Source organism: Cryobacterium sp. PH31-O1 (genome assembly GCF_030063455.1).
Taxonomy (GTDB): domain Bacteria; phylum Actinomycetota; class Actinomycetes; order Actinomycetales; family Microbacteriaceae; genus Cryobacterium.
On sequence record NZ_JASITB010000003.1, the window covers coordinates 394,423 to 421,034 of the forward strand.

Below are 26,612 nucleotides of genomic sequence, written 5' to 3' on the forward strand. Positions count from 1 at the left end.
CAAAGTACCTTTCTGATGCGGCTCGCCGAACTCTCTTCGACGGGCTGGTGGTGGTGGCCGCAGCTAGATAAGCAGCGGTTGAACTTAGGCCAGGGCGGCAAGCAACGACAGCGCCTCTTCAACGACATCCGAGGAGGGGAAGGACGGCCGGTTCACGCCGGCCATTTCTTCCATCACACGGATAACTTGGCAGCTGTAGCCAAATTCGTTGTCGTACCAGACATAGACGACCAGGTTCTTCTCGTCTGAAATGGTGGCGAGGCCGTCAACGATGCCGGTACGGCGGGACCCGACGAAATCGGCGGAAACCACCTCGGGTGAGTCGGAGTAATCGATCTGCTGACGCAGATCCGAATGAAGGGACATCTCACGGAGGTAGCTGTTGATCTCGCCCTTGCTGGTGCCGTTCTCCAGGGTGAGGTTCAGGATGGCCAGGGAAACGTCGGGGGTAGGAACGCGGATGGAACTTCCCGTGAGCTTGCCCCGTAGTTCAGGGAGCGCTTTGGTAGCAGCCTGGGCGGCGCCGGTTTCGGTGATGACCATGTTCAGGGCGGCGGAGCGCCCGCGGCGGTCGGCCTTGTGAAAATTGTCGATCAGGTTCTGGTCGTTGGTAAAGGAGTGCACGGTCTCAACGTGGCCGTGCACAACGCCGAATTTGTTATTGATCGCTTTCAGTACCGGCGTGATGGCATTCGTGGTGCAGGACGCCGCTGACACGATCTGGTCAGTGTCTTCGATAGTGCCGTGGTTGATGCCGTACACGATGTTTTTCAGATCACCCTCGCCCGGAGCCGTCAGCAGAACGCGAGCAACCCCCTTGCTCTGCAGGTGCCGGGACAGTCCTTCGACATCGCGCCAACGACCAGTGTTGTCAACCACGAGAGCCTTGTGGATGCCGTAGGCGGTGTAGTCGATCGTGGCCGGGTCGTTCGAGTAAATGACCTGGATCTGCACCCCGTTGGCCGTGATGGTGTTGGCAGCCTCATCAATCCGGATGGTGCCGTTGAAGGAGCCGTGCACCGAGTCACGGCGCAGCAAGCTGGCGCGTTTGGAAAGGTCATTGTCGGAGCTGCGTCGCACCACGATGGCACGCAGGCGCAGTCCGTGCCCGCCGCCTGCCTCTTCGACCAGGAGACGGGCCAGAAGGCGTCCGATCCGGCCGAAGCCGTACAGAACGACGTCGGTGCTGGCACGGTAATCGCCGCCGCGCTTGCCAACGATCCCAGCGAGCTCGGCGCGCAAAAAATCGTCCAGACTGGCGTGACTGCCTTGTGCCTTGAATTTCTGGTTCAGAAGCGCGATGTCGATCGCAGCCGAACCGAGCTCCAGCTTCGCCAGGGCGGTCAGCAGCGGGGCAGTTTCCTCCAGGCGCAATTCCTGCGTACTGACTCGACGCGCGAATCGGTGCGCCTTGAGAATGTCGATGGCGGACTTGCTGATCAAGCTTCGGCCGTGGATGCTGGTCACCACGTTGTTCTCGCGGTACAGCCGGCCGATCAGCGGGATCATGGCCTCGGCGAGAGACTCCCTGACCGTCCACGCTTCAAGACAAGCATCTGTGGTTTGTAACATCGGACTGCCTTTCTATTCAACGGTCGGGTTCTACTTGTTTTCCTCCGGGAGGCCTGACATCCATCGTCCTATCATCTGCGGGTAGGGGAAACGCTGATCGGGACGGTTTAAACGACTCGTTTGGGTAGGCAGCCCTGCCGCTAGTGAGTCTCGACTGCCTCGACTTCGCTTTTGTCCTCGCCCCAGAGCGTGTGGAAGCTCCCTTCGGCGTCGACGCGGCCGTAGGTGTGCGCGCCGAAAAGGTCGCGCTGGCCTTGGATCACTGCGGCCGGCAGGCGCTTTCGGCGCAGTCCGTCGTAGTAAGCCAGCGAGGAGGAGAACACCGGCACCGGGATGCCGAGCTGCACCGCGGTCGAGACCACCCTGCGCCAGGCCGGGAGTACGTCGGCGATTGCCTGAGTGAAGATCGGGGCGAACAGCAGATTGGCCGGCTTCTCGGCGGCTGCGTACGCTTTCGTAATCTCCGTGAGTAGTTCGGCGCGGATAATGCAGCCGCCGCGCCACAGCGAAGCAATCTCGTCGAGTTGCAGGTCCCAGCCGTATTCCTGGGCGGCCGAGGTCAGCATGTCCAACCCTTGGGCATAGGAGACCAGTTTGGAGGCGTAGAGGGCCTGGCGAACGTCCTCGACGAAGCTCTCCGAAATCTCGACGTCAGCTTCGGCGCCGGCGAGCAGTTTCTGGGCCAGGTCGCGCTGTTCCGTCTGGGACGATAACGCACGGGCGAAGACCGATTCGGCAATTCCCGACGTCGGCGAACCCAGCTCGAGCGCCGAGATGACGGTCCAGCGGCCGGTACCCTTCTGCCCGGCGGCATCAACGACGACGTCTACGAACGGCTTGCCGGTCTTCGCGTCGACGTGGCCGAGCACCTCGGCGGTGATCTCGATCAAGAACGAGGCGAGGTCGGTCTTGTTCCACTCTCGGAAGATCTTGGCCTGCTCGGCCGGTTCAATGCCAGCTGCCGAGCGCAGCAGGTCGAAGGCTTCGCCGATGACCTGCATGTCGGCGTACTCGATGCCGTTATGCACCATCTTGACGAAGTGGCCGGCACCGTCGGTGCCGATCCAGGCGCAGCACGGCTTGCCGTCGACGCGGGCCGCTATCTTTTCGAGCAGCGGACCGAGCGCGTCATAGGATTCTTTCGAACCGCCGGGCATGATCGAGGGACCGTTGAGGGCTCCTTCTTCGCCACCGGAGACGCCGATGCCCACGAAGTGCAGATTGTTCTTGGCGAGCGCGGCTTCGCGGCGGCGGGTGTCCTCGTAGTGAGAGTTACCGGCGTCGATGATAATGTCGCCCGGTTCCAAAAGCGGCTCAAGCTGCTCGATCACGGAGTCGACCGGTTTGCCGGCCTTGACCATAATCAGCACGCGGCGCGGCTTCTGCAGGGAGTCGACGAGCTGCTGCAGGGTTTCCGTGCGAATGAAATCGCCGTCTTGGCCGTGGCGGGCAAGCAAGGCGTCGGTCTTTTCGACGGACCGATTATGCAGGGCAACGGTGAAGCCGTTTCGGGCTAGGTTTCGGGCGAGGTTGGCCCCCATCACCGCAAGGCCGGTGACACCGATGTGTGCTGACATATAACTCCTAAATATTGTCGGTCGAATGCTGGCTCTTCTGGCGTCTTGGTGCTGGCTTAGTCAAATACCTCGCCGGAGGTTTCGTAGCTGGCGATCTGGCCGATGCGGCGCGAGTGGCGTTCGGCGTTGCTGAATGGTTCTTGCAGGAATGCCTCGATCAGTTCGGTGGCCTCCGCAACGGTGTGCTGGCGCCCGCCCACGGCCACCACGTTGGCGTCGTTGTGTTCGCGGGCCAGTTTGGCTGTGTCGAGATTCCAGGCCAGCGCCGCGCGCACACCTGGCACCTTGTTCGCCGAGATCTGCTCACCGTTACCCGAGCCGCCAAGAACGATCCCGAGGGCGTCAACGCCGGCAGCCTGATCGGCCACGACGGCGGCCGCAGCTTTAATGCAGAATTCGGGGTAATCGTCTTCGGCGTCGTAGGAGGCAGGCCCGTGGTCGACCATCTCGTAACCGTTGGCTGACAGTACGGTGATGAGGTGGGAGCTGAGCTCCATACCGGCGTGGTCGGTGGCAATGTGAACGCGCATTAGTGGTCCTTCAATCTGTGATTGGGGTGTAGCTCTGGCACAAACCGCCTCAGTGAACGGATGCGTACCCGAAAGCGAGTTGCCCGTTCGCGCGCAACGACTCAATCGCGTCGGCGGGCGATGGCCTGCCGTAGACGGCCGATCCGGCTACAAAGACATTGGCTCCGGCCTCCGCGGCGCGCACAATGGTGTCTTGGGTGATGCCGCCGTCAACCTGGATGGCGACGTTGGCCCCTGAACCGTCGACCGCCGCGCGGGCACGGCGAATCTTGGGCAACATGATGTCCAGAAACTCCTGACCGCCAAAGCCCGGCTCCACCGTCATGATCAACAGCATGTCGATTTCTGAGAGCATGTCCAGGTACGGTTCCACCGGGGTGGCGGGGCGCAGCGCCAGGCCCGCCTTGGCTCCGCGAGCGCGAAGCTCGCGAGCGAGCTTAACGGGGGCGTTCGACGCCTCGACGTGGAATGTCACCGAGCTCATGCCAGCGTCGGCGAACGACGGCGCCCAGCGGTCGACATCGGAAATCATCAGGTGCACGTCCAACGGAACGGGACTGACCTTTTGCAGCCGTTCCACGACGGGCAGACCGATCGTCAGATTCGGCACGAAATGGTTGTCCATGACATCCACGTGCACGGCATCGGCATTGCTGATGCGCGCCAGCTCGGCTTCGAGGTTGACGAAGTCGGCCGAGAGGATGCTGGGATTGATGCAACACTGCAGGTGTGACTGGGACATGATTTCTGCCTTTCGGTAGCGGTCAGGGCTCACGGAGCGTGAGGGCTCAGCGGGTGAGTACCGTGCGTGCGGCGGAAAGGGCACCGTCGACGTCGGAGAGGAGTTCCTTCCAGCTGGTCACGAACTTGTCCAGGCCCTCAGATTCGAGTAGTGCGACGACCTCGGCGTAGGAAATGCCCACCCGCTTGAGCGCTGCCAGGGTGACATTGGCCTGGGAATAGTTTCCAGTGATCGTGTCGCCGGTGACGACGCCGTGGTCGAAAGTGGCGTCCAGGGTCTTTTCGGGCATGGTGTTCACGATGCCGGGAGCAACGAGTTCGGTGACGTAGAGGGTGTCGGGGTAGGCCGGGTCTTTGACGCCGGTCGACGCCCAGAGTGGACGCTGCGGGAGCGCGCCGACGCCAGCCAATGCCGCCCAGCGTTCGGTTGAGAAGAGCTCTTCGTAAACCTGGTAGGCGAGGCGAGCGTTGGCCAGGCCTGCCTTGCCCTTGAGCGCCTTGGCTTCAGCGGTGCCGATGGAGTCGAGGCGCTTGTCGATTTCTGAGTCCACCCGGGAGATGAAGAAGGAAGCAACGGAGTGGATCGTTGCCAGGTCGTGGCCGTTTTGCTTGGCCTGTTTCAACCCCAGCTGGAAGGCGTTGATGACCGCCCGGTATCGCTCCAGCGAGAAGATCAGGGTCACATTGACGCTGATGCCCGCTGCGAGGGTTGCCGTGATGGCGGGGAGGCCTTCGGCGGTTGCCGGAATCTTAATGAGGACGTTATTCTTGCCGACCTTCCTATAGAGCTTCTGGGCCTCGGCGATCGTGCCGGCGGTGTCCCAGGCGAGGCGGGGGTCGACCTCGATGGAGACACGGCCGTCGACGCCTCCGGTGGCGGCGGCGACCGGCGCGAAGAGGTCGCAGGCATCGGCGACGTCGGCCGTGGTGATCTCGAAGATGGTCTCATCGAGGCTCGCGCCCTGTGCGGCAAGTTCGGCAATCTTCGCGTCGTAGTCCGTGCCGGAGGTGATCGCGGCCTGGAAGATAGACGGGTTGGTGGTCACGCCGACGACGTTTTTAGTGTCGATGAGCTTCTGCAGGCTGCCGCTGGAGAGCCGTTCGCGGGAGAGGTCATCGAGCCAGATAGAGACGCCGGCGTCGGAAAGCTGTGCGGTGGGGGTTGCATTGGTCATCTTTTGCTTCTTCCTTGAAAAAATGATGGACACTCGGGAGCTTGCGGCCGGCGTCGCGGAACGCCCCTTGGCGGGGCAGTCCGCGACGCCGGCCGCGGTGGTGCTTAGGGTTAGTTACCTGCTGCGGCGAGGGAGTCCTTCGCCGCGGCGGTGACGGCTGCCGTGGTGATTCCGAACTCCTGAAACAGGCGCTTGTAGTCTGCCGAGGCGCCGTAGTGCTCGAGGCTGATGGAACGGCCGGCATCGCCGACGAATTCCTTCCAGCCCAGCGCCAACCCGGCCTCGACGGAGACCCTAGCCTTCACGGCGGCGGGCAGCACCGACTCGCGGTAGGCGGCATCCTGCTTGTTGAACCACTCAACGCACGGTACTGAGATGACTCGGGTGGCGATGCCTTCGGCTTGCAGTGCTTCGCGGGCCTCAACGGCCAGCTGCACCTCGGATCCGGTTGCGATCAGCAGCACCTGCGCCGGCACGGTGGCGCCGTTCTTGGATGCCTCGGCCAAAACGTAGCCGCCCCTGGCTACGCCGGCGGCGGAACCGAAGGTGTCGCCCTGAGCCTTGCCGTCGCCGCGGGCGTAGGTCGGGATGTTCTGACGGGTCAGCACGATGCCAGCCGGGTTTTCGTGGTTCTGCAGCATCGCCTTCCAGGCAACGGGAACCTCGTTGGCATCGCCAGGACGAACGACGTCGAGGCCGGGGATGGCACGCAGGGTCGAGAGTTGCTCCACCGGCTGGTGCGTCGGGCCGTCCTCGCCAAGTCCGATGGAATCGTGCGACCACACATAGATGGACGGAACGCCCATGAGTGCGGATAGGCGGATAGCCGGGCGCTGGTAGTCACTGAAAATCAGGAACGTACCCGAGAACGCCCGGGTGCGACCGTGCAGGGAGATGCCGTTCACGATCGACGCGGCGGCGTGCTCTCGGATGCCGAAGTGCAGTACCCGACCGTAGGGGTTGCCCTTCCACGAATCGGTGGAGCGAGACGTGGGGATGAACGACGCGTTCCCTTCGATCGTGGTGTTGTTTGAATCGGCGAGGTCGGCCGAACCGCCCCACAGCTCTGGGAGTACCGGGCCGAGCGCGCTGAGCACCTTGCCCGAAGCCGCGCGGGTGGACACGTCTTTACCCGCTTCGAAAGCCGGAAGAGCGGCATCGACGCCGGCAGGAAGCTTCTTGGCTTCGATGCGCTCCAACAGGGCAGCACCCTCGGGGTTACCCGTCTGCCACGCTTCGAACGAAGTCTGCCATTCGTTGTGGGCGACGGCACCGCGTTCGACGACAGCGCGAGCGTGGGCCAGAACGTCTGCATCCACCTCGAAGGACTTGGCCGGGTCAAAGCCCAGAACCGTCTTCAGCCCGGCAACCTCGTCAGCGCCGAGGGCGGAACCGTGAATCTTGCCGGAATTCTGCTTCTTCGGCGAGGGATAACCGATGATGGTGCGCAGCGAAACAATAGAGGGCTTCGAGGTCTCGGCCTTCGCCGCGAGGAGTGCGGAGTAGAGCTCTTGCACATCTTCGATGTATTCGCCGGTCTCGGTCCAGTCCACCCGCTGCACGTGCCAGCCGTACGCCTCGTAGCGCTTCAGGACGTCTTCGGTGAAGGCGATGTCGGTGTCGTCCTCGATAGAGATGTGGTTCTCATCGTAAATCACCACGAGGTTGCCCAGCTCTTGGTGCCCGGCCAGAGAGGATGCCTCGGAGGTCACGCCCTCTTGCAGGTCACCATCGGACGCGATGACCCAGATGGTGTGGTCGAACGGGGACGTGCCGGCGGCAGCGTCGGCGTCGAAGAGGCCGCGCATGCGGCGCTGGGAGTAAGCGAAGCCCACCGAGGATGCGAGTCCCTGGCCCAGCGGGCCAGTGGTGATCTCCACACCGGCGGTGTGCTTGTACTCCGGGTGTCCCGGCGTCAGCGAACCCCAGGTGCGCAGCTCCTGGAGGTCCTTCAACTCCAGGCCGTAGCCGGAGAGGAACAACTGAATGTAGAGAGTCAGGGAGGAGTGGCCGGGTGACAGGATGAAACGGTCACGTCCCAGCCAGTCCGGGTTCTTCGGGTCATGGCGCATCAGCTTCTGAAAGAGAAGGTACGCGGCCGGTGCCAGGCTCATGGCCGTACCGGGGTGACCGTTGCCAACCTTTTCGACGGCGTCAGCGGCGAGAACTTTGATCGTGTCGACGGCACGCTGGTCGTCGGCCGTCCAGTTCAGTGGTGCGAATTCAGTGGTTGACTCTGAACCTGTAGCGCTGGCAAGCGTCACGTTTGCTGTCGGATTCACGGTTCGTCCCCTTAGTTGGGTCATCGGCCGGTAGCGGCCGCATGGATGGTCTGTGGTTAGTGTCTATCTTCACCAAACGAACGGGTAGGGGTAACACTGTTTTCTGACGGTTCTAACTACACTTTCGGACTGGTCGGGCGTTAATCATTCGCCGGCGGTAGGCTATCCGCATGAGCGCCGTCGCTAATCAGTCCCTGAAGGACTCCGTCCTTGTTCTTCCGGACCTGCCGTGGCCGCTTCTCGAGGCCGTGGCTGCAGTTGCCGATGCATCTCTGGCACAGATAGCGGAGCGGCTCCGCGACGCGACGCTCCCTTATCTGGCAAGCAGCGCGCTGGTTATCTTCACCGAAGACTGCACCGGGCGGCCACAGAAGAAGGCGGGCGCGGAAGAAATCATTTCTCGCGTCTCCATCACCGAACTTGAGACGCTGCGCGCTCTCCTCACGGATGAGACGCCCTGGTTCGGGGAAGCCGAACTCGCCGGCGCGAACCGCCCCGTACTCGTTGTGAAATACTCCCCCAGCAATGCCATCCTCGTGCTCACCGACCCCCACCCCACCAGTACCGCGCACGACTCCGGACTGGACATGGTGAAGTATCTGTGGCGTCTCGCTGCGCGGCGGATTCAGGAGAAAGTGACCGATGCGCCGCCGTCCTATCTGTTGGAGTCGCGCGCGGCCTCGGCTGAACGCGTTCGCGTGACGGCGGAGCTGACCGATCTACACTCCACGACGCTGGAAATTCTTCTGGCGGCCCTGCGATCATCCTCCCTCGACGATGCAGCAGCCCGCGCCACCGTCACAGGCCTCACCGCCAAGGCCATGGTTGAGCTGCGAACCCTCAGCGACCGCACGACGGACTCGGTGAAGGAGCCCGTCGCCAGAGCATTCGAACGTCTGCGGGATGACCTGCGTCCGCTCACTCGCTTCAGCGGCATCGAAGTTGAATTTATCGAACCGCCGCTGCATGGACGTGCCCTGCCCGGGGAAGTTGCGCACGCCGCCCGGGCTATCGTGCGCGGACTCGTGCTGGCCATGATGGAGGAACCCCACGTCAGCCGGGTGCGCACGCAGTGGGACTGTGACGGCGAGAATCTGCTGATCAACGTGCGAGACGATGGTCGCGGTTCACTCGACGCCGACGCACCGAGCATCGCACGGCTCGACCGTCGTGTGCAGGCTCTCAACGGTCAGCTGCGGATGGATGTCATGCCGGGCTGGGGTGCCGACATCTTTGTGGCGTTGCCGCTCGACCTGCCGGCGCGCCCAGCCGAGGATGTGGCCGAATGGAATCTGGCCACCCGTGAACTCGAAGTGCTGCAGCACCTGGCCGCGGGGGAACGCAACCGAACCATCGCCACAACCCTGGGCATCAGCGAGAATACGGTCAAGTTTCATGTGCGAAACCTGTTCCGAAAGCTTGACGTGGGCTCCCGCACCGAGGCTATCGCCCTGGCCCACAGCCACGGACTTCGTTAACGGATGCCGCCTGCCGGAGCAGCAAGGCAGAACCAAGAAGGGAATGTCTCGGAATAGCTTCCGAGACATTCCCTTCGCTCTATCTACGCGATCACCGAACCGGGTCTGGAACTAACTCCGGGTTTCCTGGATCGAGATCGAGATCGAGCGCGCGAGCGGTGGCTGCGGCTTCTGCTGCTTTCTGGTGTTTACTCAATTCGTGCTGGGAGTAGAACCAGATGGGTATGTACAGGGACAAGACGATGAAGCCGACCCAGGTCGCGCCCCAGCCGATTTCCAAACTGTTCAGGTAGATCACACCCACCAGACACAGGGGCAGATTGAACAGTCCGAAGAGCATGGCGACATGTTTCCAGCCTTTGGGTGCCTTGAAGGGTCGTTCCAGATTTGCAAAGGACGGGTGCTTCTTAGCCTTGACGTAGGCGAACAGGCTGATTCCGTTGGCAAAGGTGTACCCGATCGCAGCAGCCGCAAGAATTGCAGCCATGGATCCGACGGAGATCAGCACCATGTTGAACGCTGCGGTGACGAGCAAAGCTACGAACGGAGTTCCGTGACGATTGGTTTTGCCAAAGAACTTGGGGAGGTTGCCTTCCGTGGCCATGGAGTGCATGGCGCGGGACGCGCCCAGGTAAGCCGTTTGAATGATCAAGATCATGGCGACGATCAACATGATGATGGTGAGCAAGGAACCGGATTCACCGAAGATCGCCTGGGCGACTGGAATCAGTGGCGACACCGGCTCGGCAACGACACCGTCAACACCGAGCACACCGATCACTGCAGTTTGCACCAGCACATAAGAGAGGAAGCAGATCAGGCCAACGGCAAACAGCGCCTTGGGGACGTCCTTGGACGGGTTCTTGTATTCCGGGCCGTAGATGGCGGCGGTTTCCCAACCACAGGCGCTCCATTGGGCGATGGCAAAGATGCCGAGCAGGATCAGGATATGGTTCATGTCCCAGGTCCAGTCAGCCGGCAACCAATTGCCGGTGATATTGGCCAGATCGACGTGTCCGGTCGCGAAGGGTGCCACGGTCAAGACAATCAGCGGGATCAGGGAAAGCGCGCCCAGTATGTAGCCCAGGATGGCGCCGTCCTTGAGGCCGAACCAGTTCACGACGGACAGTCCGGTAAAGATCACCAGGCCTGACAGCAACGAGAGCTGATACTCGGTGAAGGTCTCGCCCAGGATCGGGAACAGGCCGTGCAGGTAGCCGCCGATCAAAATGGCGAAGATTGCCAGTACCGGGTTCCAGGCAAACCAGTAGCTCCAGGCGCTGAAGCCGCCGAGCAGCTTTCCCTTGTCGTACTTGCCGGTGAAGTTCTCGGTGCGGAAGACGTGCTGCGCGAAACCTGGAAGACCTGAGGCCTTGGGAAAGGTGGTTGCCATCTCGGCGTAGGCAGCGTTTTGCATGAACCCCTGGATGACCGATAGGCCCCAGATAACGATCGCTGCGGCGGAGGTCCACAGCGGAAGATAGCCCAGAGAGGGCAGAATCAGCAAGGGCACCCCCAGCGCGATGGCCATCCCCTGCTTCCAATCGATCGATCTTTTCAGATGATCGACTTCATCCGAACGGTGTTCAGTCATGACAATCTCCCTTAGCAATCTTTAGGTCTCTGATTTTTTAGTCACGCAACGTATTTCTGGAGTATCTAAAATGGCCGTGAAAATGCAGCGCTCCGGCTAGTAGTCGGCCGAGCGGTGAACTTGACGAAGCAAACTCAGATTTCGAAGTACCTGAACGAGTGGGATTCCAAGCCCTGGGGGTTGGGGCCGTAAATGGTGAACATGTGTGCGTAGACGGGGGCCCAGTATCGACCGGTTCGTCCGGGATTGACGCGTGCTGAGTCGCCCGGCTTGAGGATGACAGTCTTGCCATCGGTCTGAATGTGGAGTTCACCTTGCAGCAGGAAGTTCGTCTCGGTGTGCGGGTGGAAGTCTTCCCATCCGCAGGCCTCCAGCTCCCACTCCGAGAGGAGGACGTCGTCCCACGCGCCGACAGGATCAGCGTTAATGAACCGGCAGCGCAATCGCGGCCATTCGTCCTTCATCGGCGTCATGAGCTTGGTCGGCCAGTAGTCGAGCGTGGGCAGCGTCGGAGGTTGAGGGGTAGTTGGCGTCATTGTCGGTAACCCTTTTCGTCAGTGAAAAATCTGCTTGGGGCGTGCTGTGGAGTATCTCAGCGACATGGCAAGATCGTGTCGCGGGCGACTTTGCTGTGAAGACACTTTCACGGACAAAAGTTCAAGTCAATGGTTCACGTTGAAGAACTCGCTCGTTTCGAGTGTCCAAACGAATAGTCTTTTCCCACCGTCTCTCTCAAACCGGGGCGGTAGAAGCTGGAGCATGCACCATGCGGATACCCGCAGAAGAACGAAAAATTCAGCTGATTGCAGCGACCGTGGAACTCATGAGACGTGAGGGCGTTCAATCGGTGACGATGCGAACTATTGCCAAGGAAGCCAATGCCCCCCTGGCCACCGCACACTATTGCTTCAGCAATAAAGACGAGCTCATGGACGCGGCCGCCGAGGCCTGGTTGAAGAACCTGAACCGCTTTTCTCGCGATGTTCCGGTTCACTTGGGCCTGCGCAAGGCCGTGGAACACGTGGCCGACGGTTACTGGCGTTCGCTGGAAGAAGAGCCCGCAAGCCTGCTCGCTGAGATCGAACTCATCATGTGGGCAACCCGCAATGCCGACACCAGCCCGCTGGCCGCGAAAATATATCCTGCCTACGAAGTCGAGCTGGGACACATGTTGGCGCCGGCAGCCGAGAGCAACGGCGATCAATGCCTCATGAGCATCTCGGCCCTGGTCAGGTGTTTTCTCATGATCTACGACGGAGCAGCGATTCAATATATGACCGATCCGACAGCCACCGATCACCGCAGCCTGTTCTTCATGATGGTGGACGCTCTTCTGATCAAAGCTGGCGTTTAGGCTTGAGCGCCCAGCGGATGAGGCTGAGAATTCTTGGGCTATTCAATTTAAACCATTGACTTGAACAGTTGTTCATGTAAAAGTGTGTGCAACGAAGGTTGGTGACGTTCACTTCGCCAGTGGAGCTCGGAGCAGAGCTCTACTGGCCCTGAAGAATCAGGGAATGTCAGGTTGCCGTCGTTTTCTCCCGGAGCTCCCAGCCGGGTCTCTCACGCGTTCTCGAGCGCAATGTCAGAGAACCTAAAAGATGGCCAGATCTGAACCATCTTCACACCACAAGTCATAGGAGACACCATGGAAACCGTATTGGGCACCCTCAGCAAGGCCGGCGCTATTCACAAGGTCGTAGGCGGTTACCTCGACCTGCCGAAGATGAACGAACCCGGCTCCGATGGCGCCATTGGAGACTCCCTCTCCAACCCCGAAGGATCGGTCATGAGCGCCGGATTCTTCGAGCTCAAGGCCTCAGAGCCCCTCGTCTACACCTACACGTACGACGAGATGAAGGTCGTCATCAAGGGTGAATTCATCCTCACCGACCAGGCCACCGGAGAAACGACACGCGCCACCGAGCGCGACGTACTCTTCTTTCCCAAGGGCACCACCGTCAAGTTCGAAACACCCGACTACGCCCTCGGCTTCTTCACCGGCGACCGCACCTTCGCGCCCTAACCCCACCAAGCGGAGCGCATCCCAGCTTTTCTAAGCACGGATGCGCCCCGCTGGATCGGGTTCGTTTGGCCCCGCTGCGTCGCTAAGGCGCGCCCAGGCTTTCGACACCCCGACTCTCGACACCCAGACTTTCGACACTCGGCCTTCTGCGCCCGTCACCGGCGGCGCCACCGGTCGAGCCGGACGGCGGCGCCTTGACGCGCCGACTGGACGCTCACTCTTGCCTACAATCGCTGACCCATTTTCCGCCGCATCGACGGTGTCTGGGCCAGCTGCACAAGTATCATCCGCTACCGCACGGCGGCATCAGATCGGTCGTTTGCGTCATATGTAGCGTCACTCATTGCGTCGCCCCAGCGACCCAGCTATCCATCGGATTAGGAGAACAGCATGACACTTCGAGTTGGAATCATTGGTGCGGGCCCCAGCGGGATGGCACAACTACGAGCGTTTGAATCAGCGCGCCAAAAGGGCGCCGCGATCCCCGAGATCATGTGCTTTGAGAAGCAGGACGACTGGGGCGGGCAGTGGAACAGCGGCTGGCGGATCGGCCTGGATGGCCATGGCGAGCCGGTGCATTCGAGCATGTATCGCCACCTGTGGTCGAACGGGCCCAAGGAGTGCCTCGAGTTCTCGGACTACTCCTTTGACGAGCATTTCGGCCGTGCCATTTCATCCTTTCCGTCTCGCGAGGTGCTCTTCGACTACATCAAAGGCCGCGTAGAGAAGTCCGACGTGCGCAAGTACGTTCGGTTCAACAGCGTTGCCCGCCACACCAGTTACAACGAGGCCACTCAGGAATTCACGCTGACGGTTGAGGACCTCAAAACCAACCTCACCGAGACCCATGTATTCGACAAGCTCGTGGTGGCTACCGGCCACTTCTCCGTACCGACAGTTCCCGAGTTCAAGGGCATTAAGACCTTCCCGGGCGAGGTCTTGCACGCCCACGACTTTCGCGGAGCCGAGCGCTTCGACGGCAAGAACCTGCTCATGATCGGCAGCAGCTATTCCGCTGAGGATATTGGCATGCAGGCCCACAAAATGGGCGCCGCCTCCATCACGTTCAGCTACCGCTCAATGCCGATGGGCTATGACTGGCCGGGGAACACGGTGGAGCGCCCGCTCGTCACCCACTTCGAGGGCCGCACCGCGTACTTCAGCGACGGCACCCAGGGTGACTTCGACGCGGTCGTGCTCTGCACCGGATACCAGCACAAGTACCCGTTCCTGCCCAGCGAGCTGTCGCTGAAGTCGGCAAACGTGCTGTATCCGGCCAACCTATATAAAGGAGTGGTCTGGCAGCAGAACACCAACCTGTTCTATCTGGGAGCGCAGGACCAGTACTACACCTTCAACATGTTTGACGCTCAAGCGTGGTACGCCCGCGACGCCATGACCGGAGTGATCACCCTGCCGTCCCAGGCGGAGCGCGAAGCGAACATCCAACTCTGGATCGAGCGTCTGGCTGCTGTGCCGGATCACAATGCTGAAGCCGACTTTCAGACGGAGTACCTGCGGGAGCTCATTGCCGCTACGGACTACCCGCCCTTCGACCTGAACGCAGTTTCCCAGTTGTTCAAGGACTGGATGCACCACAAGGAAACAGACATCTTGGGATACCGGGACATGCTGCACCGATCCGTCGTCACCGGCACCATGGCCACCAAGCACCACACCCGCTGGCTCAACGCTATGGATGATTCCATGGAGCGGTATTTGAACGGCCCCTCCCAGGAAGTGGACGCCAGTTCGGCCGGCGCTGTCGACGAGGTCCTGGCCGCGAGGTAACGCACAGCACGTCCCGCCGACGAATGGCCGTACTCAGAAGATGAGTACGGCCATTCGTCGGCGGGGGCAGCGGATGCTTACTGTGCTCCGTGCGCACAACCGTGCCAGCAGGAAACGCCAGCAGGCGTTCCCGGATGGAGGCCTTCGGGATGCGCTGTGGGGCGCTGGCGTGACCAGCGCCCGGACAGGCTAAATTGCGATCAGTACTGAACGGTCACTTGTCGGGTTCAGTCCGCCGGTCGACGCCACCTGGCGTTCTAGGTACGCGGTGGAGGTACCCAAACTCCGAACTGTTTCGCCGAAGACCTCATCGGGATCCAAACGTCGCAGTTCCTCAGCCAGACACAGTCGCAGGGTGCGGCGCGGCAGGGAGATACGCTGCGCTGGCTGCCCGGGTTGGGTGAGTTCAGCCACCGTCTGACCGGGCCGAGACAGCAGAATGTCCCCAGCGTCACGGCAGAGCCGCACACTGCGAATTCCCCCCCCGGCCCGCGTAGCCACCAGCCGAACCGAAACTTTCAGCGACACTTCGAGCCAGGCCGCGAGCAGCAGGGTGCTGGGGGAATCGGAAGCGCCTTCGACGGTGACGGCCGTGATGGGTGAGGAATCTACCTGGTCCAGTACGGCAGCCAGCTGGATCCGCCAAGTGGTCAGGCGGGTCCACGCCAGGTCGGTGTCCCCCGCCTGGTAGGTCATTCGAATATTTTCCAGCGCCTGCTGCGGGTCTTCCTCGTTGGCCGAGTCGGTGATCCGGCGGTGCGCCATTCGTCCGATGGACGTCTCACCCGCATTCTTGGGCGCGCCGTACGGCCACCAGGCCACAATGGGTGCATCCGGAAGGAGTAGCGCGGCCACCAGAGATTCGTTCTCTTCGGAGAGCTCACCAGAACCACGCAGGACGATCACTTCGGACGCGCCCGCGTCGCCGCCCACACGAATCTGGGCGTCCAACCGGGTGGGCGCGTCGGCACCGGCGTTGGCGAGAACGATGATCCGACACGGGTGTTCCCGGCTGGCGTCGTTGGCCGCTTCGATCGCCTCTTCCTCGAGGCCGGACTTGGTCACAACAACCAGGGTGAGCACGCGGCCCAGTGCGATCACTCCTCCCTGCTCGCGCAGGGACATGAGCCTCTTGGAAATCTTGGAGGTTGTGGTGTCGGGAAGATCTACGATCATGGCCTTCTCCAGGTTCTTCCGTCGCGGGCAAGCATTGCATCGGCCGAGGCGGGTCCCCAACTTCCGGGGGCGTAGGCCTCGGGCTGTTCGCCCAGGCTTGCCCAGTACTTTTCGAATGGGTCCAGGATGTTCCAAGAGTGTTCGACTTCCTGGTGCCGCGGGAACAGCGGTGGTTCGCCCAGCAGCACGTCGAGGATGAGCCGCTCGTAGGCTTCGGGGCTGGATTCGGTGAACGAGTGCCCGTAGCCGAAGTCCATCGTCACGTCGCGGACTTCCATCTGCGTTCCCGGAACCTTCGAACCGAACCGGATCGTTGCCCCCTCATCGGGCTGCACCCGGATCACCACGGCATTCTGGCAGAAGTCGTCTTCACCGTGGTCGCGGAACAGGAGGTTGGGGGCGCGCTTGAAAACGACGGCGATTTCGGTGACACGGCGCCCCAGCCGCTTTCCCGCCCGCAGGTAGAAGGGCACACCGGCCCAGCGACGAGTGTGGATATCGACTCGGACTGCGGCGTAGGTTTCAGTCGTGGATCCGGCCGGGATGCCGTCCTCTTCAAGGAAGCCGACCACCTTTTCACCGCCCTGCCAGCCGCCGGTGAATTGCCCGCGCGCCGAGTGGGTGGACAGGTCCGCCGGCAATTTGACCGCCGCCAAAACCTTTTCTTTCTCCGCGCGCAGGTCATCGGCGTTAAAAGAGATGGGTTCCTCCATCGCCGTAAGGGCCAGCAGCTGCAACAGGTGGTTCTGGATGACATCCCGTGCTGCTCCTACACCGTCGTAATACCCGGCCCGGCCGCCCGTACCGATGTCCTCGGCCATGGTGATCTGCACGTGGTCCACATAGTTGGCGTTCCACAGCGGTTCAAACAGCTGGTTGGCAAAGCGCAGCGCCAGAATATTCTGCACCGTTTCTTTACCCAGGTAATGGTCGATCCGGAACACCGCGTTCGGCGGAAAGACGGACTCCACAACGTCGTTAAGCCGCCGGGCTGACTCCAGGTCATGCCCGAACGGCTTCTCTATCACTACGCGCCGCCAGTTATCACCCTCGGCCTGCGCCAAGCCGTGCTTTGAAAGCTGCCGGCAGACCTGCTCGAACGCCTTCGGCGGGATGGACAGGTAGAACGCGTGATTGCCCTGCGTTCCCCGCTGTTCGTCGAGTTCGTCGATGGTTTTACCCAGCCGCTGGAACGCATCGTCGTCGTCGAACTCACCCTGCACAAAGCGGATGCCCTCGGCGAATTGGTTCCAGACCGTCTCCTCGAAGGGAGTGCGGGCGTAGGCCTTGACGGTTTCCTTGACCTCGGCGGCGAAGTCCGAGTGACTCCACTGGCGGCGGCCAAAACCAACCAACGCGAAACTTGGCGGCAGGAGCCCCCTGTTTGCGAGGTCGTACATGGCGGGCATCAGTTTCTTGCGGGCCAAGTCCCCGGTAACGCCGAAGAGCACCAGTGACGATGGACCCGCCACCCGGGACATGCGCCGGTCGCGTGAATCCCGAAGTGGATTGGACCCGGACCTCACACTCGTTTCAACGGGAGCAGTTGACATCGTTGTTTCTATCTTTCGACATGGCAGTGTGGTGCGCGTCGGACGGTTCCGACAGAATCTGCTCGCGGGTCTCCCCGAAGGGGACGGCATCGCTGAGCGCGAGCGTGTACCGAACAAAGTCGTGACGGGTGACTAGGATTCCGGCACACCGTTGGGGTATCTGCCGGAGCTCGGCCTCTGCACGGTCGAGCATCTCGTCCAGTCGGCCCGGGGTAGTGACGAAGACTTCCAAAATCTCGGTGGTCGTACTTTGCATGATGAACAGCCTTCTTCCCGGTTTCGATGGACCCGAATATGTCAACCCCTCATCGTTGAGGGCGTGCTGTGTCTTGGGTTGTTCGCGTGATTGTTGTACTGCCCGCGAAGAGTTTCTCCGCGGGCAGTACGGTAAGGAAAGTGCACGACCCCCGAATTGCGTGGGGCTGCGCCGTGGTGGCGTCCCGTTTCGGTGAGGCTACGAGTCGCCACGCGTTATGAGCTGACTAGCCGACGGCTGCGAGCGAGCCGGCGATGGCATCGCGGAGGTCCTTGGCTGCCTGTGCCGGGTCGGCTGCGCTGTAGATGGAGCCGCCAACGACGGCAACTTCGGCGCCGGCACGCTGGACGGCCTCGATGGTACGCAGGTTCACGCCGCCAGCCACAGAGAACGGAACGCGGGCTTCCTCGCCCGCGCGGAGCAGACCGGTCAGGTCATAACCGGGCTTGGCCTGCTCGTCGAGGCCAGCGTGCATCTCAACGAACTTGGCGCCGAGGGTGCGGGCTTCCTTGGCGCGGGTGACCTTGTCTTCCACACCGATGAGGTCGACGACGATGCCCTTGTTGTGAGCCTTTGCAGCCTTGACTGCACCGGCGATGGTGGAGTCATCGGCGGTGCCGAGCACGGAAACGAGGTCAGCGCCAGCCTTGAAGGCGATGTCGGCCTCGAGCTCTCCAGCGTCCATGGTCTTCATGTCAGCGAAGACAAGCTTGTCCGGGTGAGCATTTTTGACGGCCGTGACGACGGCAAGGCCGGCGGCCTTGATCAGCGGGGTGCCGAGCTCAATGATGTCGACGTACTCGGCAACCTGGCCGGCAAGCGTGAGGGCGTCGTCGATGGTGAGCAGGTCCATTGCAACTTGGAGCTTCATGATGTTGTCTACTTTCTGTTGGGAATTGCGGTGGGGTCGGAAAATTTGAGGACTCGACTATTCGAGATTGGCGTGCCTGAGCCAGAGCTGTTCGGCCGGCTCGTCGGCTTTATCCCACAGGGACTGGAAGACGGCCTCGGTAGCGATGAAGAGCACCTGTTCAAACAGGGAACCGGAGTACTGGCGGGAAACATTGGAGCCGTGGTCGGTCTTCTGGGCGGCGGGAATGATCACCAGGGCGTCGGAGAGCGCAGCGAGCGGTGAGTCCGCATTGGTGGTGAACGCGGCAATGCGCGCTCCAGCCTTCGCCGCTGTTTCTGCGGCCTTGACCACTCCCGAGGTCGTTCCCGATCCGGAGGCGACCAAGAGCAGGTCGCCGGCGCTGATGGCCGGGGTGGTGGTGTCACCGGCGATGTGGACCGTGAGTCCCAGGTGCATCAGCCGCATGCCTGCCATGCGCAAAACCAGGCCGCTTCGACCAGCACCGGCGACGAATATGCGACCCGGCTGGCTGAGGAGGCTGGCCAGCTCGGCCACCTGCTGTTCGTTGATCTTCGCCGTTGTGTCAGCGATCTCGTCCCTGACGAGTGTCAGGTTGCGCGCAATGTCATCTGCGGTGGTGTGCCCGGTTCGTGTTGCATTTGCTGTCGGATTCACGATTGTCCCCTTCGTTTCGGTCACTTGGTCGGTAGCGGCCGCATTGGCCTTCTTGTTGTTATTCATAATCACTAAGCGAACGGGCGGGGGTAACACTGTTTTCTGACGGTTCTGCCTACACCTTCGGATAGCGCCCTTTTCGCTGCGCTGAGATGCGCGCTTCAAAACAATGGTGCTGAAGGTTTTATTGCCTAGACTCTGATAGAGGATCACAGCCTTCCAGCACTGCCCGGAATGCGTGATCTGACCCCATCCGTAGCCCATTTCGGAGCGCAGACCTTTGGCCATGCCGACCCTTTTCCAGTCGCAGATATATCGATCACTGCCTGAAATTGAGAGGGCCGATGCAATCGTCGGCCGAATTACAAAGGCCATCACCCTCGGGCTACTCAAAGTTGGAGAGCGCCTACCCCCCGAAGCTGCACTTTCCGAAATGTTTGGGGTCGGGGGCGCGACCCTCCGCGAAGCGCTGGCGGAACTGCGCGAGCAGGGCATCGTCGAGACCCGTCGAGGCCGGAGCGGGGGAACCTTCGTCGTAAATCAGCCTCGGACCCAGACCGACAACATACGGGATTGGTTTCTGGCGACGTCTATTTCGGAAATACGCGACATCGGAGACGAACATGCCGCTGTCGCCGCCGCAATCATCCGTTTGGCCTGTGAGCGTGCGGAAGCTCACGATGTCGATCGTCTTGAGGAACTGGCGCGGGCGTTGGTTCTGGCCACGAGCCCTGAAGTGCGTGCACTGGCTGACAGCCGATTCCACATTGAGTTGGCGGTATCCGCGCAATCACCGAGGCTGGCCAGGGCCGAAATACGGCTTCAGGAGGAAACAGTCCAGCAGCTGTGGACCCCCCTCGCCGTTGTGTTTGACCCCGAGCCGGCCACTGCGGAACACTTGGAGCTCGTTCGGGCCGTTGCCCAGGACCAACCAGCCAAGGCCGGACACCTCGTCCTTGAACACATCAGGCGAAACATCTTTCACCTGATTGACACGAAGCTCGCCCTCGGTTACGCCCGATCAAATCAGGATGCCCATGAATGAAACCGTCCAGGCCGCCAATGCGATCACTCCGTGGTTCAATGGCGTCGCCACCGAAATCAAGGAACTCTCCCAAAACGTTGCCACGGTACTTGAACGCAGTCTTGTCGGCAAGTTCAAGGTCAGCAAGGCTGCCCTGGTCGGATTGGACGGACTCTCACGGGAGTTCCTAACGAAGAACTCTTTCGCCGTCGGCGCCGGCACGTTCTTCGCTGCCGACTCGGTTGAGGAGGGCGGCCTGCCTCCGGAATGGTGGTCCCGCAACCCATCCGGTGCCATCGGCAGGCTCAAGTTCGACCTGACCCCTGGCAGTGATCGTTTCTACGACTACGAGAAGCTGCCATTCTTTTCGACTGCCGCTTCCACGGGCGAGCAGACCGTCTGGGGGCCATATATCGACTATCTCGGCACCGAGGAATACGTTCTGACCTTCTCGGCACCGTTCTACGTCCATGGAAACTTCATGGGGGTGGCGGGATGCGACATCCGACTCAGGGATCTGGAACCGCTCATCATGCCCAATCTGCGTCTCATCCAAAGCCACGCAGCCCTCATCAACGCGAGCAACCGTGTCATTCTCGGCAACTCCGGCATGTACCTGGTTGGCGAGCGGATCAAGTCCGAATCTCCCAACCAACATCGACTGGCGCTGGATGTTCCCCACCTGGGGCTCTCACTGATCTACACTCCCCGGTCTTAGAGGCGCGAAGCAGAAGATAGATCTTCGCGACGCTGCTGCGCCGGCGATCTGGTTTGTATGGGCACGATGATCGACGAACCTCGGTCAGCGTGCCGCCAGATTCTTCGATGCCCCTACCAACATGGGCTTGGCGCGAGACCATCAAAAATAGATAAATAAAAAACTACCGGAATTCATCTTTAAGCCTGTAGCCTCTGTAACTATCTGATTCACCGGACATGCCGAAATGGTTGGAAGTCCTTCAAAACCCCCCGATTTTGAAAACGCACTTCCTCGATTTGACACACCCCGTCGTCCCCCATTTCGCGCCTCCAGTTCAATCCGGACTGCGTCTTTCCTGAACAGAACTGGGTACTCGACGCCCATGAACCCCCAACAGTGAAGTTAAGGGAGATTGTTATGAGTGAAAATCGTTTGGAAGAAGTCGGCCATCTGAAAAGGTCGATCGACTGGAAGCAAGGGATGGCCATCGCGCTGGGAGTGCCCTTGTTGATTCTGCCCTCCCTGGGCTACCTTCCGCTGTACATGTCTGCCGCTGCAATCGTGGTCTGGGGCCTGTCGGTCATTCAGGGCTTCATGCAGAGCGCCGCCTATGCCGAAATGGCCACCACCTTTCCCAAGGTTTCTGGTCTGCCAGGTTTTGCGCAGCACATCTTTCGCAACGAAAACTACAAGGGCAAGTACGACAAAGGCAAGCTGATCGGCGGCTTCACCGCGTGGAGCTACTGGTTTGGTTGGAGCCCGATTCTGGCGATCTTCGCGATTCTGGTGGGCGGCTACCTGCACGGTTTGTTTCCGGTGCTTGGTGAGACATTCACCGAGTACCAGCTCGCGTTGATCTCGGGCGTGGTGATTTTCAGCGGAGTGTTCGCGGTGAACTGGTTCGGCCTCAAAGACGGCGCCATGCTGGGCTACATTCTGGCGGCTCTCGCCCTGATCCCGCTGATCGTCCTGACCGTGGCACCCTTTGCCACCGGACACGTTGACCTGAATAACATCACCGGCAACTGGCTGCCAGCTGACTGGGCCTGGGATCTGCACCACATTTTGATTCTCCTCGGCATCTTCGCGATCGCGCAGTGGAGTGCCTGTGCGTGGGAGACGGCCGCCATCTACGGCCCGGAATACAAGAACCCGTCCAAAGACGTGCCCAAAGCACTGCTTGCCGTCGGCATCATCTGCTTTCTCTTGTTTGTACTGGTTCAAACTGCCGTGATCGGTGTGCTTGGCGTTGACGGCGTACTAGCCGAGCCTGTCTCGCCCCTCATTCCCGTCGCCCAGGCCGTCTTTGGCGAAGCAGGTGCCCTGGTCACCATCATGATGTTGATCTTCGCCATGATTCTGATCATCCAAACGGCATATCTGGGATCTTCCCGCGCCATGCACTCCATGGCAACGGAAGGCAACCTTCCTAGAGTTCTCGGCAAGACCAATCGCCACGGAACCCCGTTTGTGGCCATGTTGGTCATCGGAATCTTTAACCTGGTACTGATTTCCATGGGAAATGCCGCCGCAATCCTTGCGGCCTCAGCGATCGGCTACACCCTGGCCAACGGCATCAGCTTGTTCGCCTACGTCAGGGCTAAGTCACACCCGAACTTCGCTGACCTGGAACGCCCCTTCAAAGCGCCGAAGAACTGGAAGAGAGTCGCCATGTTTTTTGGGCTCTTCAATGTGCCTCTGGGTCTCGTCGGGGTGGTCTATCTGAACAGCCTGGAAATCGGCTGGGCCTCAACCTGGGTCGGCTTCATCGTGCTGGCGCTTTATATTCCCATCTGGTTCTATTCCCAACACGAATCGCGTCGCTCGAAAAACAGGGCAGCCACTGCGGCTGCTTCAGATCTCGATGCCGACGGCGACGATCGGCTCACACCCTCAGTAGAAGTATCCAGCTGAGACAGGGGCAGGCCGGCCAAAGCGTGGCCTGCCCCTCCACACCTTCGCGTGGGAGCATACGGCCAGGTTTGTTGAGCGCATACGCTCCTCTTGACGGTTTGCGACAGGATTTCTAAAAGAACTGAACTAAATGAATTGTGCGTGCCTGAGCTAGGCGCGACAGATGCACTCGAGCATCCTGGCGCCACCGCGAGATCCTTTTGCCGCCATCTTCCCTGCGTGACATTCGGGCTGAACACCGGTTCTAGGCAACGGCGTACCTGCTGATCATGGACCTGGCAGGCCCGCTGGTCGCGCACTACGCAGCATCCGTTGGCGGCGCTCGTATTGCCGCGAGAAGGCGTCATTACAAGGGCTGTGCGACAAAGATTGGGATGACTGCGGCCCGTTGGCCCGCGCTGGCCCCGGTCGCCCAGGCACGAAAACTCAATCGGTTGCGACCGGCTTTTTTCTGGATATTTCTTGCCCGCCCCTTCGCTAGCGGCGAAAACTCCAGTGCGATATAGATATTTGTAAAAAAGACTGGACTATATGAATTAAGTGCCGTAGCTTGGCATCCGAGGCGAACGCGCGACTTACATTTTCACCACTGAAGCTCGGAGTAGAGCTCAGTTGGACCTCTGAAATTAGAGAATCGGTTCGTCAAAGTTTCACCGTTGAACAGTTCTGACACCTTTCACAACTCATAGGAGAGATCATGGAAACCGTATTGGGCACCCTCAGCAAGGCCGGCGCTATTCACAAGGTCGTAGGCGGTTACCTCGACCTGCCGAAGATGAACGAACCCGGCTCCGATGGCGCCATTGGAGACTCCCTCTCCAACCCCGAAGGATCGGTCATGAGCGCCGGATTCTTCGAGCTCAAGGCCTCAGAGCCCCTCGTCTACACCTACACGTACGACGAGATGAAGGTCGTCATCAAGGGTGAATTCATCCTCACCGACCAGGCCACCGGAGAAACAACACGCGCCACCGAGCGCGACGTACTCTTCTTTCCCAAGGGCACCACCGTCAAGTTCGAAACACCCGACTACGCCCTCGGCTTCTTCGCCGGCGACCGCACCTTCGCGCCCTAAAGCCACCATGCGTACCGCATCCCAGTCGCCGGCAACAGGCACCGGCGGCGAACCCGGATTTCGCGGCGTCATCAGTGTGTCGTTCGGCGCAGCAGATGCTAGCGCGGATCACGACGCCGACGGCGTCTCCAGGCAGGACCTCCGTTTCGCTTCCGCGAACCCGGAAGCCCTCGCAAACCTCAGGTCAGTGCTCGCACATTCGCGCGTCGGAGTTCGTCTCGTGCTCGCCGGCCCACCGGCCGACGTGCATGCAGCAGCATCCGCTGTCGCGGTGTGCGGCCTGGTGGACGAGGAGATAACCATCCTGTGCGACGAGGTCGGACCCCGTGTAATTTTCTGCGGACACTGCCACACCTCCACCACAACCGATCACGCGATCGGTACCGACGTGGTTTGTCAAGGTTGCGCCACCACCCTGACCTTCACTGACCACTTCTCCCGCCGTGTTGGCGGGTACCTGGGATTCTCAGCGCACGCTGAGGAAGCAGCATGACCGCGACGGCCCTCCAGACCAAAGTCCATCCGGCGCTGGAAGGATCCCTTCTGCTAGAGGTGACAAGCGTCAGAGCTCAAACGAATTCGATCACGAGCATCTCGTTTGGTCATCCGCTGGGAGAACAGCTGCCGAGCTATGTACCGGGGAGCCACCTCGTCGTGCAGTACGGAACCGGCGCAAATTCCTATTCGCTTACCGGTGCGGGCAGCGCCCCCACGGAATACACCATCTCCGTGCTGCGCGTTGAAGACGGTGCTGGTGGATCTCTGGCCATGCACGCACTCTCCGTGGGTGACCGGGTGCAGGTTTCGCGGCCCCGCAGCGCCTTCGCTCCGGCGGCAACGGCGAAACATCATCTGCTCATTGCGGCGGGAATCGGCATCACACCGGTACTGTCCCACGCTCGGTACGCTGCCGAATGGGGCGCATCCGCTTCGCTGATCTACGTGCACCGTCCCGGAACGGGGGCGCACGTCGAGGATGCGCGGGAACTGTTGGGATCTGATCTGACGGAATGTACAGATCGCAACAGTTTTCGGGAGGTTCTCACCACGAAACTCACGACGCAGAAACTCGGAACTCACCTCTACGTCTGCGGGCCGACCGATTTCATGGACAGTGTGCTCGAGCAGGCCCGTGATCTCGGCTGGCCCAAGGGTTTGCTGCATTCCGAAGCGTTTTCTGCGGCGGCGCTGGACGACGGCCAACCGTTCGCGGTGAACCTGGTTCGCAGCGGAGTCAAATTGGATGTTCCGGCTGGTGTTTCTCTGTTGGAAACCCTCGAAAGTGCCGGGCTGAACATTCCGAACATGTGCCGTAAGGGTATTTGCGGCGAATGTGCCGCTCCCGTGCTTCGTGGGGCGCCGCAGCATCGGGATCTGTACCTGACCGACCAGGAAAAAGCCGACAACACCACGATCATGTGCTGCGTGTCACGCAGCCTGGACAAAGAATTGGAGCTGGACCTGTGAGTACTGCCGTCAATGACAAAGTTCGTGACACCGACGTGCTTCCCGAACGGATCAAGCACTTTCCCTTTCCGTTTTCCGGAGACATCTACCGCTACAGCGCCAATGTGGAACCGTGCGGCAAGGTCGTCACGACCGAAGCCGGCGCCTGGGGTGGCCGGCTGCTCCACGTCGACGAGCACTATCTCGCAGAACTCAAGGATCGTGATGAGGTGCTGGATCGGGATCCTTCCCGTCTCCAGGTACTCCCCCACATGCGACCCGCCGTATGGGATGCCATCTCCACCCTGCTGCCCGCCCTGGCCGAGGAATACCCGGACACGATGTCTTTCGACCGGGAAGGAAACATCTGTCGGTGGCGGAACTCCCTGCAAGACCTCGACGTGGAATTCACGTTCGGCGACGACGATTCGCTTCCGATGGGACCATTGCGGTTCTTGGGCAGCCAGATTCAGGACGATCTGGTCTTTCTTGATCAGCGCCAGGATTCGTTGTGGCTCGACGCTGGCGTGGTCACCTTCGCGGCCGACTGGTCGGTCGGCTTCGACGTCGGCATGAAATTCATGGAAGTCCACCACCCCGTTCCCCGGGTGACGGAAGAGAAGATCGCCAGCCGGGCCGAGCAGTTCTTGATGCGGCTCCAGCCGGGGGAAAAGTATCGCCGAACCAACTGGACCCTGACCATAGACCGGCGTTTGGATACCTCCACCGAGACCTACCCCAACTGGGCCCATGACCGTGTCACCATTGCCGACGATCCGGCCCTGCCGGACAGGCTCCACCTGCGGGTAGAAATTCAGCACATGATTCGTCTCCCGCACTCCGGGGCCGTGCTGTTCATGATCCGAAGCTATTTGTTGCCGCTCAGGGACATCGCCCGGGTACCGGTCTGGCGGGAGAACATGGGCCGTGTGCTGGCCGAGCTCCCGAACGATATGGCCGAGTACAAGGGCATCATCCACTACCGCAAAGCGGCGTCTGATTGGTTGCTGGCCAACTAACCACCCTCAATTTTACTGTCTTACCCGTATAGAACAACCGAAGGAGAGAACCATGACCATCAGTATTGACACTCAGACCGTTGTCGGCGCACACCCCCTCGATCCGCTGTCGCGCGCCGAGATTTCTCGTGCGGCTGCCATCCTCAAGAACGGAC

General features: G+C 60.8%; 24 protein-coding genes. 11 read left to right on the forward strand and 13 right to left on the reverse strand.

Annotation, left to right across the window (positions count from 1 at the left end; genetic code table 11):
• Positions 1–84 precede the first annotated feature (84 nt).
• From QMK31_RS09100 to tkt, 6 genes are all read right to left on the reverse strand, one after another.
• Positions 85–1,572 (reverse strand): glyceraldehyde-3-phosphate dehydrogenase, encoded by a 1,488-nt coding sequence (locus QMK31_RS09100; protein WP_283500626.1) that lies wholly within the window; start codon positions 1,570–1,572, stop codon positions 85–87.
• Positions 1,573–1,712: 140 nt separating this feature from the next.
• A complete protein-coding gene (gene gnd / locus QMK31_RS09105; RefSeq protein ID WP_283500627.1) occupies positions 1,713–3,149 on the reverse strand; it encodes an NADP-dependent phosphogluconate dehydrogenase in 1,437 nt (478 codons plus the stop codon).
• Positions 3,150–3,205: 56 nt separating this feature from the next.
• A complete protein-coding gene (locus QMK31_RS09110; RefSeq protein WP_283500628.1) occupies positions 3,206–3,679 on the reverse strand; it encodes a ribose-5-phosphate isomerase in 474 nt (157 codons plus the stop codon).
• 49 nt (positions 3,680–3,728) lie between these two features.
• Positions 3,729–4,421 carry a ribulose-phosphate 3-epimerase gene (rpe, locus tag QMK31_RS09115; protein WP_283500629.1) on the reverse strand — a complete coding sequence of 231 codons (693 nt, stop codon included), beginning with the start codon at positions 4,419–4,421 and terminating at the stop codon, positions 3,729–3,731.
• 46 nt (positions 4,422–4,467) lie between these two features.
• Positions 4,468–5,595: a transaldolase gene (gene tal / locus QMK31_RS09120; RefSeq protein WP_283500630.1), complete on the reverse strand. Its 1,128-nt coding sequence runs from the start codon at positions 5,593–5,595 to the stop codon at positions 4,468–4,470.
• A 110-nt stretch (positions 5,596–5,705) separates the two neighbouring features.
• The gene (gene tkt / locus QMK31_RS09125; RefSeq protein WP_502852843.1) at positions 5,706–7,859 is read right to left on the reverse strand and encodes a transketolase; all 2,154 of its coding nucleotides are present in this window, start codon (positions 7,857–7,859) and stop codon (positions 5,706–5,708) included.
• Positions 7,860–8,047: 188 nt separating this feature from the next.
• Here tkt and QMK31_RS09130 point away from each other — a divergent pair, with 188 nt between their 5' ends.
• Positions 8,048–9,355, forward strand: coding sequence for a helix-turn-helix transcriptional regulator (locus QMK31_RS09130; protein WP_283500631.1), 1,308 nt, complete (start codon positions 8,048–8,050; stop codon positions 9,353–9,355).
• Between the two features lie 91 nt (positions 9,356–9,446).
• Here the strand turns inward: QMK31_RS09130 and QMK31_RS09135 are convergent, their stop codons facing one another.
• Positions 9,447–10,949: an APC family permease gene (locus QMK31_RS09135; RefSeq protein ID WP_283500632.1), complete on the reverse strand. Its 1,503-nt coding sequence runs from the start codon at positions 10,947–10,949 to the stop codon at positions 9,447–9,449.
• A 134-nt stretch (positions 10,950–11,083) separates the two neighbouring features.
• Positions 11,084–11,485 (reverse strand): cupin domain-containing protein, encoded by a 402-nt coding sequence (locus tag QMK31_RS09140; protein ID WP_283500633.1) that lies wholly within the window; start codon positions 11,483–11,485, stop codon positions 11,084–11,086.
• Positions 11,486–11,715: 230 nt separating this feature from the next.
• On the opposite strand from QMK31_RS09140, the gene QMK31_RS09145 reads away from it, so the two are divergent.
• From QMK31_RS09145 to QMK31_RS09155, 3 genes are all read left to right on the forward strand, one after another.
• Positions 11,716–12,303, forward strand: coding sequence for a TetR/AcrR family transcriptional regulator (locus tag QMK31_RS09145; protein ID WP_283500634.1), 588 nt, complete (start codon positions 11,716–11,718; stop codon positions 12,301–12,303).
• A gap of 294 nt (positions 12,304–12,597) precedes the next feature.
• Positions 12,598–12,975: a cupin domain-containing protein gene (locus QMK31_RS09150; protein WP_283500635.1), complete on the forward strand. Its 378-nt coding sequence runs from the start codon at positions 12,598–12,600 to the stop codon at positions 12,973–12,975.
• A gap of 390 nt (positions 12,976–13,365) precedes the next feature.
• Positions 13,366–14,766, forward strand: coding sequence for a trimethylamine monooxygenase (locus QMK31_RS09155; RefSeq protein WP_283500636.1), 1,401 nt, complete (start codon positions 13,366–13,368; stop codon positions 14,764–14,766).
• 189 nt (positions 14,767–14,955) lie between these two features.
• Here QMK31_RS09155 and QMK31_RS09160 read toward each other — a convergent pair whose 3' ends face one another.
• From QMK31_RS09160 to hxlB, 5 genes are all read right to left on the reverse strand, one after another.
• Positions 14,956–15,942 (reverse strand): glucose-6-phosphate dehydrogenase assembly protein OpcA, encoded by a 987-nt coding sequence (locus QMK31_RS09160; protein ID WP_283500637.1) that lies wholly within the window; start codon positions 15,940–15,942, stop codon positions 14,956–14,958.
• On the reverse strand, positions 15,939–17,495 hold the full coding sequence (gene zwf, locus QMK31_RS09165; RefSeq protein ID WP_283500638.1) for a glucose-6-phosphate dehydrogenase: 1,557 nt from the start codon (positions 17,493–17,495) through the stop codon (positions 15,939–15,941). The genes QMK31_RS09160 and zwf overlap by 4 nt, the downstream gene beginning before the upstream one ends.
• On the reverse strand, positions 17,476–17,751 hold the full coding sequence (locus QMK31_RS09170) for a hypothetical protein (RefSeq protein WP_283500639.1): 276 nt from the start codon (positions 17,749–17,751) through the stop codon (positions 17,476–17,478). The genes zwf and QMK31_RS09170 overlap by 20 nt, the downstream gene beginning before the upstream one ends.
• Before the next feature lie 226 nt (positions 17,752–17,977).
• Complete coding sequence (hxlA, locus tag QMK31_RS09175; protein ID WP_283500640.1) at positions 17,978–18,622, reverse strand: 3-hexulose-6-phosphate synthase; 645 nt, start codon at positions 18,620–18,622, stop codon at positions 17,978–17,980.
• A 57-nt stretch (positions 18,623–18,679) separates the two neighbouring features.
• On the reverse strand, positions 18,680–19,279 hold the full coding sequence (gene hxlB, locus QMK31_RS09180; protein WP_283500641.1) for a 6-phospho-3-hexuloisomerase: 600 nt from the start codon (positions 19,277–19,279) through the stop codon (positions 18,680–18,682).
• Positions 19,280–19,565: 286 nt separating this feature from the next.
• Here hxlB and QMK31_RS09185 point away from each other — a divergent pair, with 286 nt between their 5' ends.
• The 7 genes from QMK31_RS09185 to QMK31_RS09215 all read left to right on the forward strand — a co-directional run bounded on the left by QMK31_RS09185 (position 19,566) and on the right by QMK31_RS09215 (position 26,457).
• Positions 19,566–20,324, forward strand: coding sequence for a FadR/GntR family transcriptional regulator (locus tag QMK31_RS09185; protein ID WP_283500659.1), 759 nt, complete (start codon positions 19,566–19,568; stop codon positions 20,322–20,324).
• Positions 20,317–21,021 carry a cache domain-containing protein gene (locus QMK31_RS09190; RefSeq protein ID WP_283500642.1) on the forward strand — a complete coding sequence of 235 codons (705 nt, stop codon included), beginning with the start codon at positions 20,317–20,319 and terminating at the stop codon, positions 21,019–21,021. The genes QMK31_RS09185 and QMK31_RS09190 overlap by 8 nt, the downstream gene beginning before the upstream one ends.
• A 399-nt stretch (positions 21,022–21,420) precedes the next feature.
• A complete protein-coding gene (locus QMK31_RS09195; RefSeq protein WP_283500643.1) occupies positions 21,421–22,917 on the forward strand; it encodes an APC family permease in 1,497 nt (498 codons plus the stop codon).
• Between the two features lie 697 nt (positions 22,918–23,614).
• A complete protein-coding gene (locus tag QMK31_RS09200; protein WP_283500644.1) occupies positions 23,615–23,992 on the forward strand; it encodes a cupin domain-containing protein in 378 nt (125 codons plus the stop codon).
• Between the two features lie 7 nt (positions 23,993–23,999).
• Positions 24,000–24,485, forward strand: a complete 486-nt coding sequence (locus tag QMK31_RS09205) for a dimethylamine monooxygenase subunit DmmA family protein (protein WP_283500645.1) — start codon at positions 24,000–24,002, stop codon at positions 24,483–24,485.
• Positions 24,482–25,459 (forward strand): PDR/VanB family oxidoreductase, encoded by a 978-nt coding sequence (locus QMK31_RS09210; RefSeq protein WP_283500646.1) that lies wholly within the window; start codon positions 24,482–24,484, stop codon positions 25,457–25,459. Before QMK31_RS09205 ends, QMK31_RS09210 begins: the two co-directional genes overlap by 4 nt.
• Complete coding sequence (locus tag QMK31_RS09215) at positions 25,456–26,457, forward strand: heme-dependent oxidative N-demethylase family protein (RefSeq protein ID WP_283500647.1); 1,002 nt, start codon at positions 25,456–25,458, stop codon at positions 26,455–26,457. Before QMK31_RS09210 ends, QMK31_RS09215 begins: the two co-directional genes overlap by 4 nt.
• Positions 26,458–26,612: the final 155 nt, after the last annotated feature.

What these genes read in the sequence shown, in the direction of transcription:
- QMK31_RS09190 (WP_283500642.1), top strand. Translation starts at nt 20,317, where the DNA reads ATGAATGAAACCGTCCAGGCCGCCAATGCGATCACTCCGTGGTTCAAT.
- QMK31_RS09145 (WP_283500634.1), top strand. Translation starts at nt 11,716, where the DNA reads ATGCGGATACCCGCAGAAGAACGAAAAATTCAGCTGATTGCAGCGACC.
- QMK31_RS09160 (WP_283500637.1), bottom strand. Translation starts at nt 15,942, where the DNA reads ATGATCGTAGATCTTCCCGACACCACAACCTCCAAGATTTCCAAGAGG.
- QMK31_RS09170 (WP_283500639.1), bottom strand. Translation starts at nt 17,751, where the DNA reads ATGCAAAGTACGACCACCGAGATTTTGGAAGTCTTCGTCACTACCCCG.
- QMK31_RS09110 (WP_283500628.1), bottom strand. Translation starts at nt 3,679, where the DNA reads ATGCGCGTTCACATTGCCACCGACCACGCCGGTATGGAGCTCAGCTCC.
- zwf (WP_283500638.1), bottom strand. Translation starts at nt 17,495, where the DNA reads ATGTCAACTGCTCCCGTTGAAACGAGTGTGAGGTCCGGGTCCAATCCA.
- QMK31_RS09205 (WP_283500645.1), top strand. Translation starts at nt 24,000, where the DNA reads ATGCGTACCGCATCCCAGTCGCCGGCAACAGGCACCGGCGGCGAACCC.
- gnd (WP_283500627.1), bottom strand. Translation starts at nt 3,149, where the DNA reads ATGTCAGCACACATCGGTGTCACCGGCCTTGCGGTGATGGGGGCCAAC.
- QMK31_RS09140 (WP_283500633.1), bottom strand. Translation starts at nt 11,485, where the DNA reads ATGACGCCAACTACCCCTCAACCTCCGACGCTGCCCACGCTCGACTAC.
- tal (WP_283500630.1), bottom strand. Translation starts at nt 5,595, where the DNA reads ATGACCAATGCAACCCCCACCGCACAGCTTTCCGACGCCGGCGTCTCT.
- QMK31_RS09185 (WP_283500659.1), top strand. Translation starts at nt 19,566, where the DNA reads ATGCCGACCCTTTTCCAGTCGCAGATATATCGATCACTGCCTGAAATT.
- QMK31_RS09155 (WP_283500636.1), top strand. Translation starts at nt 13,366, where the DNA reads ATGACACTTCGAGTTGGAATCATTGGTGCGGGCCCCAGCGGGATGGCA.
- QMK31_RS09200 (WP_283500644.1), top strand. Translation starts at nt 23,615, where the DNA reads ATGGAAACCGTATTGGGCACCCTCAGCAAGGCCGGCGCTATTCACAAG.
- QMK31_RS09195 (WP_283500643.1), top strand. Translation starts at nt 21,421, where the DNA reads ATGAGTGAAAATCGTTTGGAAGAAGTCGGCCATCTGAAAAGGTCGATC.
- QMK31_RS09210 (WP_283500646.1), top strand. Translation starts at nt 24,482, where the DNA reads ATGACCGCGACGGCCCTCCAGACCAAAGTCCATCCGGCGCTGGAAGGA.
- QMK31_RS09130 (WP_283500631.1), top strand. Translation starts at nt 8,048, where the DNA reads ATGAGCGCCGTCGCTAATCAGTCCCTGAAGGACTCCGTCCTTGTTCTT.
- QMK31_RS09150 (WP_283500635.1), top strand. Translation starts at nt 12,598, where the DNA reads ATGGAAACCGTATTGGGCACCCTCAGCAAGGCCGGCGCTATTCACAAG.
- QMK31_RS09135 (WP_283500632.1), bottom strand. Translation starts at nt 10,949, where the DNA reads ATGACTGAACACCGTTCGGATGAAGTCGATCATCTGAAAAGATCGATC.
- hxlA (WP_283500640.1), bottom strand. Translation starts at nt 18,622, where the DNA reads ATGAAGCTCCAAGTTGCAATGGACCTGCTCACCATCGACGACGCCCTC.
- QMK31_RS09100 (WP_283500626.1), bottom strand. Translation starts at nt 1,572, where the DNA reads ATGTTACAAACCACAGATGCTTGTCTTGAAGCGTGGACGGTCAGGGAG.
- rpe (WP_283500629.1), bottom strand. Translation starts at nt 4,421, where the DNA reads ATGTCCCAGTCACACCTGCAGTGTTGCATCAATCCCAGCATCCTCTCG.